This is a genomic window from Pseudomonas sp. PGPR40 (genome assembly GCF_022014505.1).
Lineage (GTDB): Bacteria > Pseudomonadota > Gammaproteobacteria > Pseudomonadales > Pseudomonadaceae > Aquipseudomonas.
The window spans coordinates 1-12567 of the sequence record NZ_JAKLSP010000046.1 but is presented as its reverse complement, the minus strand read 5'-3'; the positions used below and the strand labels follow the sequence as shown (position 1 = coordinate 12567).

Sequence of the window (12567 nt, the reverse complement as noted above, 5' to 3'; positions counted from 1 at the left end):
ATCATAAGATGTCGAGCCCCTTCTATTACCTGCTTCTTGCGCCTCTACTCGGATGTTGTCTGATAGCCAGCGGCGCACCGTTGGACGAACCGCTCAAACCCTTGCCCACGGTGCCCGAGCTGAACCCCTTGCAAGTCGAACTCGGTCGTCGGTTGTTCAACGAACCACGCCTGTCGGTCAACAACAGGCTGTCGTGCGCCAGTTGCCATCGTCTGGAAAGCGGAGGTGCCGACGCCCTGGCGTTTTCCATCGGCTTCAACGGCGCGCCATTGACGATCAACACCCCGAGCGTGTTCAACGCCAGTCTGAACTTCCGGCAATTCTGGAACGGCCGCGCCGACACCCTGGAGACGCAAGCCCACGAAGTGGTGCAAAGCCCCAGCGAAATGGGCAGTCATTGGGAGCATGTCGTTCAGACCCTGACCGCCGACCCGACTTACAAAAACGCTTTCGCCCAGGCCTACCCGGACGGCGTGACCATGAACAATGTGCAAAAAGCCCTGGCCACCTATGAGCGCACGCTGATCAGCGCCAATTCACGTTTCGATCAATACCTGCTGGGCAATACAGAGATTCTGACGAGCGACGAGAAATACGGTTACCAACGCTTCAAGGAATACGGCTGCATCGCCTGCCATCAGGGAGTGAACATCGGCGGCAACATGTTCCAGAAATTCGGGGTCATGGATGATTACTTTGAGGTCCGGGGCAACCCCACCGAAGCCGATCTGGGCCGCTATCTGGTGACCAAGGCTGAAGAGGATCGCAACGTATTCAAGGTCCCGAGCCTGCGCAATGTCGCCGTGACCGCCCCGTATTTTCACGACGGCTCGGCCAAGACCCTCGAAGAGGCGGTAGGCGTGATGTTCAAATTCCAGCTCGGTCGCGTCCCCTCTGACAAGGACAAGGACCTGATCATCAAATTCCTCAAGACCCTGACCGGTGAATGGGGAGGCAAATCCTTATGAGAACGTACCACCGTCGCAACCTGGTATTGCTCAGTGGCGTGGCCTTGTTGCTGGCCTCGACCCTGCTGTTTCTGTACCTCAAATCAAGCTCCGACCAGACTTCGACGTATGCCGAGTCCCGGGATCTGATCGGCCGGATCAAACAGTTCAACGCGCAGTGGGAAACCGAGATTCTCAAGGCCAGGATTGCCATCAGCCATAATTACGATCCTCTGGTTGCACCGCTGACCGAAATGACGCACCTGTGGGAGCGGTTCGAGAGCATGGAGTCCAGTCATGGTCGCAATGACTCGCCGATCTGGCGTGCCAGCCATGATGCTTACCACGCCGCCATTCAGGAAAAAACCCGGCTGGTGGAGCAGTTCAAATCCCACAATGCCGTGCTGCGCAATTCACTGGCGTTTTTGCCTACCGCCGAAGACGACATCCAGGAACCACTTACCCGACTGCTCGACGAAGACAAACTGCAACTCCAGAACATTGCCACCGACACCTACGACTTGCTGCTCAGTAGCCTGGAGTTCGCCCAGGTCACCTCCGACGACAAAGCCGCCGATATCCTGGTCGGGCTGAACAAACTGGGGGTGAACAAGGAGCGGTTACCGGAGCAGTTTCACAGCCCGATCGATGTTTTGAGCCGTCACATCGCGCTGATCCTGCGCGAACAACCTGTGGTCAATCGGCTGCTGCAAAACATCGAAGCCGTTCCTGTAGCCGCTCGACTGGACGACATCACCAGTCTGCTGAACAAGGATCAGCAACAAACCGACGCAGCCAACCGGCGCTACCACTTCTATATGCTGGTGTTTTCGACACTGCTGGTGATGGTACTGGTGTATCTGGCGATCCGCCTGATGCGCAGCTTCGCGGAGACCAAACGGGTCAACAAAGAACTGCAAACCGCCAACGACGTCCTCGAACAACGGGTCGAAGAGCGCACCCGCGAACTCAAGGATACCCAGAGCGAACTGCTCGACACCGCGCGCCAGGCCGGCATGGCCGAAATCGCCACTAATGTGCTGCACAACGTCGGCAATGTGCTCAACAGCGTGAACATCTCGGCCGACCTGGTCACCCGCAAGCTGCGTAGCAGCAAGGCCCTGGGATTGGGCAAGGCGATGCAACTGATCAACGCGCATCAAGAAGACCTGGGTTTCTTTCTGACCCTGGACGAAAAAGGAAAACTGCTGCCCGGTTATCTGAACCAACTGGTGGAGGCCATCGCCCTCGAACAGCAAGGCATGGCCGACGAACTCGCGCAACTGAGCAAAAGCGTCGACCACATCAAGGACATCGTCGCCACCCAGCAGTCCTACGCGGGTGCCAACAGCCTGATGGAACCACTGCACATCAGCGAGCTGCTGGAAGACGCCCTGCGGATGAATGCCGGCGCGCTGACCCGGCATCACGTCACCGTGGTCAAGGAGTACGGCGACGTACCGCAAATCATGGGCGACAAACACCGATTGCTGCTGATTCTGATCAACCTGATCAGCAACGCCAAATACGCCATGACCGACCTCAGCAACCGTCCGCGACAAATGACCCTTGGGGTGAAAGTCGTCGAGGACACCATCCTGCAAATCAGCGTCAAGGATGACGGCGAAGGGATCGAGCCGGAGAACATGACGCGGATCTTTGCCCACGGTTTTACCACCCGCAAGGAAGGACATGGCTTCGGCCTGCACAGCTGTGCCCTGGCTGCCATCGAGATGAACGGCCATCTCACCGCCCACAGCGATGGGCCGGGCACAGGTGCACTGTTCACGTTGCAGATCCCGTTGAAACCCGTCATGGAGGAAGCATGAGCGATCTTTCGAACCGACGCATTCTGCTGATCGACGACACGCCGTCCATCCATGAAGACTTTCGCAAGATCCTCACCCCGACATCCGCGCAGCATGCAGAGCTGGACGAAATGGAGGCCGCGTTGTTCGGCAGCGAAGTGAAATCCCCCAACCTGCTGTTCGAGCTGGACTCGGCCTATGGCGGTCAGGAGGGCCTGGGCAAACTCATCCAGGCCTTACAGGAAAACCGCCCCTACGCGTTGGCCTTCGTCGACATGCGCATGCCTGAAGGCTGGGACGGTGCGCAGACTATCGAACACCTGTGGCAGAAAGACCCACTGCTGCAAGTGGTGGTGTGTACCGCCTATTCCGACTACTCCTGGGATGAATTGCTGGAACGCTTGCACGCCCATGACCGTCTGCTGATTCTGAAAAAACCGTTCGACAACATCGAAGTCCAGCAGATGGCCAACACCCTGCTCACCAAATGGGAAATGACTGAACGGGCATCTATTCAGATGAGCCATCTGGAGCATCTGGTGGATCAGCGCACGACCCAGTTCAAGCAGGCCAGCGAGGCGTTGCAGCGGGAAATCGACGAGCGCAAACAACTGGAAAGCCAACTGGTGCAGTCGGAAAAACTCGCCTCGCTGGGGCAACTGGCGGCGGGCGTCGCCCATGAAATCAATAACCCCATCGGCTTCATTTCCTCCAACCTCGGCGCTCTCGATGGCTACTTCAAGCAACTGCAGAACATGCTCGATGCCTATCGGGAGGCGGAAAGCGCCATTAGCTCAAGCGAGGTGATCGACCATCTCGGCGAATTACGTGAACGGGTCGAACTGGATTTTCTGCGCGAGGACATTCCGCAGCTGATCAAGGAATCCAGGGACGGGATCAACCGGGTCGGGCAAATCGTCAAAGACCTGAAGGACTTCTCCCGCGTCGACTCCAATCAGGAATGGCAGTGGACCAATCTGCAACAAGGCATCGAGTCGACCCTGAACATCGTCTCCAATGAACTCAAGTACAAGGCCGATGTGGTGAAGGAGTATCAAACGCTACCCGACATCGAATGCCTGCCGTCGCAAATCAATCAGGTGATCATGAACCTGATCGTCAACGCGTCTCAGGCGATGGGGCCGGAACGGGGAATCATCACACTGCGCACCGGGCTTGAAGGTGAAACGGTATCGATCGAGGTCGCGGACACGGGAATAGGCATCGAGCCGGACAACCTGCAGAAAATATTCGACCCGTTCTACACCACCAAACCGGTGGGCCAGGGGACGGGGCTCGGGTTGTCCCTGTCCTATGGCATCGTGAAAAAACACCGGGGTGATATTTCGGTGCGAAGCGAAGTCGGGGTAGGCAGCACCTTTCGGGTTGAGTTGCCGGTGCGGCAATCGAAAGCGGCTGTCTGACCGGTTGAGGCGGGAATCAACTCTCAATCCGGGCTGTTTTCGTTTTTTCTCCAGGCGCAGAATGCCTGACGCCCTGTGCTAACACAGGAGATCTCTGTGGCGAGGGAGCTTGCTCCCGCTGGATCGCGAAGAGAGCCCAAAACAGGCAATGCGTTCAGTCAGACAAATCCCCAGCAGGTTTTGCGACTGCTGCGCAGCCGAGCGGGAGCAAGCTCCCTCGCCACAAAAACCCTATACCAATGCCCTACCATTACCGAGTCCGTTGATGAACACGATTTCGACCGGGTATTCGCCCAAGGACGGTTCCTGGCATACAGCCTGATAGAAACGCCCGATCACCTGCTCTTCATTGAAGACCGGAACAATCAGCGAATCTTCATGCCTCGCGCTCGCGAAACACAACAAACCTGAAAAAAAAGAACCCGCAAACCAGACTCAGCAATGAAAACGAAGCAACGGTTACCAGCCCATGCAATCGCCACACATCAGCAGCACGCCCAATGGCAAAACTCAATGCGCCCATGATGCCGACAAAGAGCAGGTATCCGAATACAGATACCTTCGCATCAAACGTATAAAGCGCATTCACGTAGAAGGAAAATGAGGCGGCCACGCAAAACGCAGCAAAATTACTGGTCGCCTGACTCAGTTCGGCCGCCGTATTCAACACGTAAAATATCTGCCAATGAATAAACGTATTGGCGACGCCGACGACCGCGTAGGTGGTGAATCCTTTCCACAAGGCTTGCATATCGGCGTCCGCCACATTCCCTTCTAGTGGCCTTGAAACTAAAACCAAGCCTGTCAGGCGTCTACTGTCATAAATAACAGGTTGAGCGATATTCCAGACTAACGGTCATGCTAACGAAGGGGATCCTCAGGCACCCGAGGTTCACTGTTCACCACGCCTGACGAAGGGGTTGGTGCTTCCCCCCGGATGAACAAACGGGCTTCGCTGTCCCCTTCCTTTAGTGTCAGCACTTGTTTCCACTGCTTGGGAAACAAGGCGTCATGTTCAGGACGGGCTTGGCCCGTTACCCACCAGATCCGCCTGGCATTGAGTTTCAGAGCCGAAAAATCGTTGAAGAGAATCGAATGCAGTGGACGGGGAATGAGTGCCCAACCACCGTATTCTGCGGTTCCCCAAAGGGTGCCTGTCGGTGTTTTGACTACGTATAACTTCGGCTGGATATCGGTCGAGTTGTAGTACGTGAATGGCAAGTACCAATACAGGTTATCGACGATGATTTCGTCACCCGAACGGACTTCTCGGCCAAGGCTTGCGACCACGGCGTCCAGCCTTGCGTCCTTGCGAATGCTTGTCCCGTTCATCTCATCCGTTTGCGCGTAGACCGCCGAAAGCCCGTGTACTTCTGCCAATAAAACAAAAGCCATGGCGACAGCGGCAAGAACGGCGTGGCGTTGGCTCCATGCGTCCAGCGCGAGCGCAACGATAAGAGGCAACGCGGCGGCCGCGAACACCAGGTATCTGGCATTGAAAACCGGCACGATCAGCGACACCAGAAAAACGGTCAGCACCGGCACAAAGAAATAGCTCACCAGCAAGACACTGAAAGGTCGCTCATGGCGTGCCTTGAGCAACACCGCGGCGGCGCAAACAACGATCAACACCGAGGGCAACACACGCCATAAGGATGAATGACTGGTCGAATCCCCCATCATCACCAGCTGCCAAACGAAGGTCAGCACTGTTTGCCAGGTGAGCGGCGGTATCCACTCGAGCCCGTCCATTCGCAGCAATTGATCGATGAAATGAGGTATCCACGGCAGGTACAACACAACGACTGCGCTGTTGGCCAAGACCCACGCACGAATCGGTATTGCCATGGACCGACCGCTATCTCGCACTCGCCACCAACAAAGCCAATGCACCAAAACGCACAGCGCGGCGAAGTAATGCGTGTAGAAAGCAGCCGTCATCAGCAGCACGTAAAAAACCGGATAACGCTTTTGACCCGGTGCCTTGATCCAGCACACCAGCGCCACGGTCGCGCCCATCAGCCAGAAGCCGAGCAAGGTGTACATTCGCACTTCCTGGCTGTAGCGCACCGATATCGGTAGCAATGCCAACAACAATGCGGCTATCCATGTCGCCCTTCGCGTCGTCACCAGACTCATCAATTTGATACACAGCAACAGCGTGCCGACATCCGCCAGTGCACTTACCGATCGCGCCGCCAAGACACCATTGCCGAATAAAACCATCCAGAAATGCAGCAAGACATAGTAAAGCGGTGGATGCACATCCCGCGCCGTCGTGGTCCAGATAAACGCAGGCGAACCCTCGGCCAGTAGCAGGCTGTAGGCCTCGTCGTACCAGATCACCGGCACCGTGATGGAGTGAAACCTTGCGAACAACGCGATGGCTATCACCATCACCAGACCCGCCCTGTCGGCCACGCGGGATGGAAAACTTTTGAGAAGAACCGAAGCGGCGTTCACAGGCTGATCATCTTATTGCTCACCACTGAAGCGAGGTGATCGGAGAGGGGGCTTTCATGACGATAAAACCGTAATCGCCCAGCAGATAGATGCGGTAAAACCTGCTCTCCACCAGCGGTGGATAACCCTGGTAACCGACCAGGGTCGCGTTGCGCCGCTCCCTCTCCGCGACCACATTGGTGATGCCCGCCTTGGGCAGGTTTTCAGCCAGCATGAAAAAATCGATGTTTAACAGATAACGCAAGACCGGCATCTGCCTGAACGAGCCCGCGGCCGCCACCAGCCAGTGATCGGAGTCACTCACCGCCATATAAATGAGCTTGGCCTCGCGCAGTTGCCGATGGGACGAGATGTCATGCCCCAGGGAAAACAACGCGCTGGATGCAAACGTGTTCTGCATCGTCAGCACACGGCCATAGGCGAACGACAGCGAAAGCATGGCCAACAGGGGCACCGCCAACAGCATCGGCAGTCGCTCATGAATGGACACCAATGCCAGATGGCTCAAATAGAACAACAGCACCAACAGGACCGCAAAACCCATCAAGGTTCTGGCGCCTTCATTGAAGTCGCGAAAAAACAGCGCCGTCCCTGACACCAATAAGGTCACGACCGGCACTGTCAGCAGACACATCAGGCCCATCACGATTTTTCTCAGCCCGGTGTCGTGGCGTTCAATCACGTTCCGGGCCAACCGTACGCTGCCCACAAGAGCACACAGCAGCAGTACGGCGAACACCCAAGTGAATCCACCATGAAACAGCAACGCGACTTTTTCCAGCACCCGGCCGATGTTGATTTCAAGTTGCAGCCAGGGCGCCGCCGCCCAGTTCAACAACAGAGCGCGATTCTGATTCATGTACGGATAAGCCGTGACGCTGTAGATCAACCCGCCGAGCCCTGCCTGCGCGATTTTCCAGCCGATCAATTCGTACCATTGCCGCCAGCCCCACTGGTCATTCGCCCCCCTGAGCAGTTCCAGGCAACACAGGCCCAGAAACACATTCAGGCTCACCTGATAGAACCCCAGCGCCAGCGCAATCAGGAAGGCCGGTACCAGCCATTGCAGAATGCGCGAAGGATGACGAAACGTGATCGCGAAAATCACCGCCACCAGACTCAAGGCAATGGTCGCCCCGTCATATTGATAGGACAGGTTCTGCAGGAAGAACGGGTTGTACCAGAGCGGCAACAGCACCAGACAGCATGACATCGTCGGCCGCGGGTAGTAATGAAACGTCAGACGGGTCAACGCAAAGGCCATGGCCAGCGTGGCGATCAACAGCGGCAACGGAAAGATGTTCGGTGCGCCATCGCTGAAGGTCAGCAGGTTGTAGAACAGCTCGGTGAACAACCGCCCCTGCCCCGCCCAGGCAGTACCCGCCGACAGCGATCGCCAGTTGTCATCGATGTAGGGATAGTCCGCGAGGATCAGCGGAATGACATAAATCAGGATCGCGATCAGAAAAAACAGCCAGACCCGACGACGCCCGAGTTCGTAGCTGAAAAAGTCGCCCAGTCTGCCCATGCTAAAGCCCGAGTCGGTCTTTGCCGCCGATGACATCCTTAACCACATAACGGGGTCGGTGCTTGGCCTCGATATAGATGCGGCCGACATACTCACCGAGAATGCCGATACCGATCAGCTGTACGCCACCGAGAAACAGTATGGCCGTCATCAACGAGGGGTAACCGGGGACGCTGTTACCGAAGAAAATCTTGTCCAGCACCATGTACACCGCGTACAGCACCGCGAAGATCGAAATGCCGCCACCGATGTAAGTCCACAACCGCAATGGCACAGTGCTGAACGAGGTAATGCCTTCCAGCGCCAGGTTCCACAGTTTCCAGCCATTGAACTTGCTGCGTCCTGCCACTCGCCGGGCTCGCTCGTATTCCACCACCGCCGTGGTAAATCCGGCCCAGGACAGAACGCCCTTCATGAACAACTGATGCTCGGGAAGCGCGCGAATCACATTGACCACTTTGCGGTCCATGAGCCGAAAATCCCCGACGTTTTCTTCAATCCGGGTGTAGGAAATTCTGTTCAGCAAGTGATAAAAGAGCGACGCGCTGCGGCGTTTCAAATAACTGTCACTGTCGCGATTGCGGCGTTTGGCGAGCACTACATCGGCGCCCTTTTGCCACTCGGCAACCAACTGCGGGATGACGCTGATCGGATCCTGCAGGTCCACGTCCATCGGGATCACCGCATCACCGGTGGCGTATTCCAGCCCGGCAAACAACGCCGGCTCTTTTCCGAAGTTGCGCGAGAAGTTGATCAGCATTACCTGTTCATCGACCTGCGCCAGCGCCTTGACCTGCTCAGCCGTCCGGTCGGTACTGCCGTCGTTGATGAACACGATCTCGACGTCACACGGGTCAAGTTTCAGTTCGCGACGCACCGCCTGATAGAACAGATTGATGGCCTGCTCTTCATTGAATACCGGGACAATCAGCGAAACTTTCACGTTTCACACTCCTGAAAAACGAAGTGTAGATGTTCGACACCCGCCATCAGGAGGCATTCTGGTGCGAGAGCGGCCCGGCAGACCGACGGACACGCCATGCCGAGTCCTTCGCTATAGACCACTGTGACATTCGGTAATATCCGGTCTTTTGCAATTACTCGCGAATCACGCCACCCTGCGCGCCGCCCCCGCTCACGAGCCCGCTGTCATGACGTTTGAACGCGATCACCGAATCGACTTTTTTCGCGGCCTGGCGCTGATCTTCATCTTCTGGGATCACGTGCCGCAAAACCCGCTCGCCCAGTTCACGGTGCGCAATTTCGGTTTCAGCGATGCGGCGGAGATTTTTGTGTTCCTGGCCGGGTACGCGGCCGTGCTGGCCTACGGCAAGATCGCCCGGCGCGATGGCTTCATGGTCGCCACGGTGAAAATCCTGCGACGCGCCTGGGTGCTTTATGTGGTGCATATCTTTTTGCTCGCGCTGTTGATGGGCATCGTGTTTTTCGCCAACAGCCACGTGGAAACCCGTGATCTGGTGCAGGAAATGGGCTTGCAGTATTTCCTCGACAACCCGCAGCAGGCGTTGATGGATGAGTTGTTGCTGCGCTTCAAGCCGAACCTGATGGACCCGTTGCCGCTGTATATTTTTTTGCTGCTCGGCCTGCCGCTGGTGCTGCCGATGCTGCTGCGCAAGGCTGAATACGTGGTGGGGTTGTCGGTGGTCTTGTACTTCCTGGCGCCTTGGCTTCAGTGGAACCTGGCCGGCACCGACGGTGGCGTGTGGTTTTTCAATCCGCTGGCCTGGCAGCTGCTGTTTATTCTCGGTGGCGCGGCGGCGATTCACGGGCAAAAACCTCGGGTGCGGCAACCTCGACCGCTGACTCGGCAGCCGGTTTTTATCGCAGCGCTGAGTTATCTGATAGCGACCGGACTGATCGCACTGTCATGGAAGTGGCCGACCGTGCATGACGCCTTAATGCCCCAGAAGCTCGGCGAATGGCTGTATCCGATCAGCAAGACCAACCTCTCGCCAGCGCGCCTGATGCACTTCCTCGCCCTCGCCTACGTTACCGCCAGGTTGTTGCCGGACACGGGCTGGATGCAGAACTGGCTGGCGCAACAAAGCTGTCGCATGGGGCGTTATTCGTTGGAAGTGTTCTGCTTTGGCGTGTTGCTGGCGCCGCTGGCAGACATGCTCAATGCCTTGGGCGCGAATGTACTGGCGATGCAGCTGTTCAGTGCACTGCTTGGGGTCGGGTTGATGGCGTTGCTGGGGGGTTGGCTGGATTTCAATAAGCGGTTGAATCGGCCGGTTCAAGTCTCCGTGGGTTAAGCGAAATTCCTGTAGGAGCGAGCTTGCTCGCGAAAGCGGTGTGTCAGGCGACATCAATGTTGACTGTCCTGCCGTCTTCGCGAGCAAGCTCGCTCCTACAGGAATTTCGCTTAACTGACAGGTATTGGGGCAAGCCCCCTCACCATAAAAGATCGCGCCAACCAATAAAAAGCCCCAGTCATCTCGACCGGGGCTTTTTGCATTTCTGGTTACGACTTACGAAGCCGAACGCACCGCACCTTGCGACACATTGGTCGGTTGCAGCTTGAACACGTAGAACAATACCGTCAGCAGCACCAGGAAAGCAGGCCCGACATACAGCGCCACACGAGTGTCCGGGAAGTACGCCATCAGGCCGACCACCAGCACCAGGAAGGCCAGTGCCAGGTAGGAACTGACCGGGTACAGCCACATCTTGTATTTCAGGCCGGCACGTTCGCTGGCGCTCAGGCCTTTGCGGAACTTGAGCTGGGCCAGCAGGATCATCACCCAGGTCCAGATCGCACCGAAGGTGGCAATCGCGGTGACCCAGACGAAGACTTTCTCCGGCACCAGATAGTTAAGCAGCACGCCCAGCAGCAAGGCACCGATCGACAGCAGCAGCGCACGACGCGGCACGCCGTTGTTCGAGGTTTTGGCAAAACCCGCCGGGGCCTGGCCATTCTGCGCCAGGCTGTAGAGCATGCGCCCGGTACTGAAGATGCCGCCGTTGCAGGACGATAGCGCTGCGGTAATCACCACGAAGTTGATGATGCCGGCGGCGGTCTTGATGCCCAGACGCTCGAAGGTCATCACGAACGGGCTGCCCTGGGTGCCGATTTCGTTCCACGGGTAAATCGACAGGATCACGAACAAGGCGCCAACGTAGAACAGCAGAATCCGCCAGAACACCGAGCCGATCGCATTGGGAATGGTCTTCTGCGGGTTCTTGGCTTCACCAGCGGTCAGGCCGATCATCTCGACGCCGAGGTAGGCGAACATCACCATTTGCAAGGACATCAACACGCCTTGCACGCCGTTGGGCATGAAGCCGCCATGCGCCCAGAGATTGGAAATCCCCAAGGCAACGCCGTCGTTGCCGAAGCCGAACGCGATCACGCCGATGCCGCCGATTACCATCGCAATGATGGTGACGATCTTGATCAGGGCGAACCAGAATTCGAATTCACCAAAGGCTTTCACCGCGATCAGGTTGATCGAACCCATGCTGACCAACGCTGCCAATGCCCAGATCCAGCGCGGCACATCGGGAAACCAGACGCCCATGTACACCGCCACCGCGGTGATTTCCGCGACGCAGGTCACCAGCCACAGGAACCAGTAGTTCCAGCCGGTCAGAAAGCCTGCCAATGGGCCAAGGTAATCTTGGGCATAACGGCTGAACGAGCCGGCGACCGGGTTGTGCACGGCCATCTCGCCGAGCGCGCGCATGATCACCAGGATCGCCAGACCGCCAATGATGTAGGAGAGCATGATGGCCGGTCCGGCCATTTCGATGGCCTTGGCCGAACCCAGGAACAGGCCGACGCCGATACAGGCACCGAGCGCCATCAAGCGAATATGCCGTTCGCCGAGTTCGCGTTTAAGCGGGCCGCCCTGAGCGGTCTCGCCGTGAGGCAGGTGATTGCCGACTGGCATAGGGATACAACCTCGTCTTGTTATTGGATATGACCCGCCGAGTGTCAAAACGCCGACCGATAGGCCAGCGCTTCTGCGAAACCGAACCTGCTTCGTGGGCAGACATGTCTTGCAGGACAAAACCTGCAGGATCAGCGGGGTGTGCAGTATAAAAAGCTTCCCGTAGGGTTTTTCACTTTATAAACCACAACATTCAGCCAGAACTCTCGGCAAAAGCGCGGTTTATGGAGTGGCATTACCTGACTTATGTAGGATTATTCGCCGCTTGAAACGGCGCCAAGTATTGCACAGCAATGGTGCATCGTCATGCCCTTGCCTAGGCGGTGTTTATCTCCTTCAAGCGTCTAACTCGGCCATGTAGGAGATTCCCCGCCGCCAAGGCGCCGCGCTGTCGCGCAACAAACAAGTGAATGCGCCAGGCATCAAGCACGATGAGAGGCTGATACCGCAACGGCATGTAGCGTCAGAGCAGACTTGTTAGGA

The 12567-nt window shown here is 57.0% G+C and carries 9 protein-coding genes; 4 read left to right on the top strand and 5 right to left on the bottom strand.

Translation table 11 applies throughout. The features are described 5' to 3' along the window. Nucleotides 1-8: 8 nt before the first annotated feature. Genes MEB48_RS27525 through MEB48_RS27515 form a run of 3 tightly spaced genes read left to right on the top strand, consistent with a single transcriptional unit; the run spans nt 9 to nt 4179 of the window. Complete coding sequence (locus MEB48_RS27525) at nt 9-968, top strand: cytochrome c peroxidase (RefSeq protein ID WP_237886894.1); 960 nt, start codon at nt 9-11, stop codon at nt 966-968. Then, entirely contained in the window at nt 965-2776 is a 1812-nt protein-coding gene (locus tag MEB48_RS27520; protein WP_237886893.1) for a DAHL domain-containing protein, read from the top strand. Before MEB48_RS27525 ends, MEB48_RS27520 begins: the two co-directional genes overlap by 4 nt. Next, nucleotides 2773-4179, top strand: a complete 1407-nt coding sequence (locus tag MEB48_RS27515) for an ATP-binding protein (protein ID WP_237886892.1) — start codon at nt 2773-2775, stop codon at nt 4177-4179. Before MEB48_RS27520 ends, MEB48_RS27515 begins: the two co-directional genes overlap by 4 nt. Nucleotides 4180-4555: 376 nt before the next feature. Here the strand turns inward: MEB48_RS27515 and MEB48_RS27510 are convergent, their stop codons facing one another. From MEB48_RS27510 to MEB48_RS27495, 4 genes are all read right to left on the bottom strand, one after another. Further along, nucleotides 4556-4930, bottom strand: coding sequence for a GtrA family protein (locus tag MEB48_RS27510; protein WP_237886891.1), 375 nt, complete (start codon nt 4928-4930; stop codon nt 4556-4558). Nucleotides 4931-5040: 110 nt separating this feature from the next. Further along, nucleotides 5041-6576: a glycosyltransferase family 39 protein gene (locus MEB48_RS27505; RefSeq protein WP_237886906.1), complete on the bottom strand. Its 1536-nt coding sequence runs from the start codon at nt 6574-6576 to the stop codon at nt 5041-5043. Nucleotides 6577-6661: 85 nt separating this feature from the next. Next, nucleotides 6662-8170, bottom strand: coding sequence for a glucosyltransferase domain-containing protein (locus MEB48_RS27500; protein ID WP_237886890.1), 1509 nt, complete (start codon nt 8168-8170; stop codon nt 6662-6664). 1 nt (nt 8171) lies between these two features. Beyond that, complete coding sequence (locus tag MEB48_RS27495; RefSeq protein ID WP_237886889.1) at nt 8172-9113, bottom strand: glycosyltransferase family 2 protein; 942 nt, start codon at nt 9111-9113, stop codon at nt 8172-8174. Nucleotides 9114-9321: 208 nt separating this feature from the next. Between MEB48_RS27495 and MEB48_RS27490 the strand changes: the two genes are divergently transcribed. Then, nucleotides 9322-10446 carry an OpgC family protein gene (locus MEB48_RS27490; protein WP_237886888.1) on the top strand — a complete coding sequence of 375 codons (1125 nt, stop codon included), beginning with the start codon at nt 9322-9324 and terminating at the stop codon, nt 10444-10446. Between the two features lie 216 nt (nt 10447-10662). Here MEB48_RS27490 and MEB48_RS27485 read toward each other — a convergent pair whose 3' ends face one another. Continuing rightward, nucleotides 10663-12084, bottom strand: a complete 1422-nt coding sequence (locus tag MEB48_RS27485; protein ID WP_237886887.1) for an amino acid permease — start codon at nt 12082-12084, stop codon at nt 10663-10665. Nucleotides 12085-12567 lie beyond the last annotated feature (483 nt).

What these genes read in the sequence shown, in the direction of transcription:
- MEB48_RS27500 (WP_237886890.1), bottom strand. Translation starts at nt 8,170, where the DNA reads ATGGGCAGACTGGGCGACTTTTTCAGCTACGAACTCGGGCGTCGTCGG.
- MEB48_RS27515 (WP_237886892.1), top strand. Translation starts at nt 2,773, where the DNA reads ATGAGCGATCTTTCGAACCGACGCATTCTGCTGATCGACGACACGCCG.
- MEB48_RS27510 (WP_237886891.1), bottom strand. Translation starts at nt 4,930, where the DNA reads ATGCAAGCCTTGTGGAAAGGATTCACCACCTACGCGGTCGTCGGCGTC.
- MEB48_RS27505 (WP_237886906.1), bottom strand. Translation starts at nt 6,576, where the DNA reads ATGGTGATAGCCATCGCGTTGTTCGCAAGGTTTCACTCCATCACGGTG.
- MEB48_RS27490 (WP_237886888.1), top strand. Translation starts at nt 9,322, where the DNA reads ATGACGTTTGAACGCGATCACCGAATCGACTTTTTTCGCGGCCTGGCG.
- MEB48_RS27520 (WP_237886893.1), top strand. Translation starts at nt 965, where the DNA reads ATGAGAACGTACCACCGTCGCAACCTGGTATTGCTCAGTGGCGTGGCC.
- MEB48_RS27525 (WP_237886894.1), top strand. Translation starts at nt 9, where the DNA reads ATGTCGAGCCCCTTCTATTACCTGCTTCTTGCGCCTCTACTCGGATGT.
- MEB48_RS27485 (WP_237886887.1), bottom strand. Translation starts at nt 12,084, where the DNA reads ATGCCAGTCGGCAATCACCTGCCTCACGGCGAGACCGCTCAGGGCGGC.